This is a genomic window from Streptomyces sp. ID05-39B, assembly GCF_033794725.1.
Lineage (GTDB): Bacteria > Actinomycetota > Actinomycetes > Streptomycetales > Streptomycetaceae > Streptomyces > Streptomyces bobili.
On sequence record NZ_JARGEF010000545.1, the window covers coordinates 1 to 728 of the forward strand.

The 728-nt window shown below is 70.3% G+C and carries 2 protein-coding genes; both read right to left on the reverse strand.

Annotation, left to right across the window (positions count from 1 at the left end; genetic code table 11):
- Positions 1–588: NADP-dependent phosphogluconate dehydrogenase (locus tag P1P75_RS41805; RefSeq protein WP_319265338.1), on the reverse strand; the 588-nt coding region annotated here is incomplete at its 3' end.
- Between the two features lies 1 nt (position 589).
- The coding region (locus tag P1P75_RS41810) for a hypothetical protein (RefSeq protein ID WP_319265341.1) at positions 590–728 on the reverse strand (139 nt) is incomplete at its 5' end.

Below are 728 nucleotides of genomic sequence, written 5' to 3' on the forward strand. Positions count from 1 at the left end.
CTCGCGGACGTCGGTGACCGAGTCCACCTTCTCCAGCAGCTCCCAGCCCTCGGCGTAGGCCTGCATCATGGCGTACTCGATGCCGTTGTGGACCATCTTGGAGAAGTGGCCGGCGCCGACCTTGCCCGCGTGGACGTAGCCGTACGGGCCCTCCGGCTTGAGCGCGTCGAAGATCGGGCGCAGCCGGTCGACGTGCTCCTTCTCGCCGCCGACCATCAGCGCGTAACCGTTCTCCAGGCCCCACACGCCGCCGGAGACGCCCGCGTCGACGAAGCCGATGCCCTTGGCGCCCAGTTCCGCGGCGTGCTTCTCGTCGTCCGTCCAGCGGGAGTTGCCGCCGTCCACGACGGTGTCGCCGGCCTCCAGGAGACCGCCCAGTTCGTCGACGACGGACTGCGTCGCGGCGCCGGCCGGGACCATCACCCAGACCGTGCGCGGCGCTTGGAGGCTCTCGACGAGTTCGGCGAGGCCGCTGACGTCGGACAGGTCGGGGTTGCGGTCGTAGCCGACGACGGTGTGGCCGGCGCGGCGGATGCGCTCCCGCATGTTGCCGCCCATCTTGCCGAGACCGATCAGACCCAGCTGCATGTCAGTGCACTTCCTTCAGTTCACGGTAGGCGGCCACGAGTGCCTTGGTGGAGGGGTCCAGGCCGGGGACGTCGGCGCCCTCGGTGAGGGCGGGTTCGACGCGCTGGGCGAGGACCTTGCCGAGTTCCACGCCCCACTGG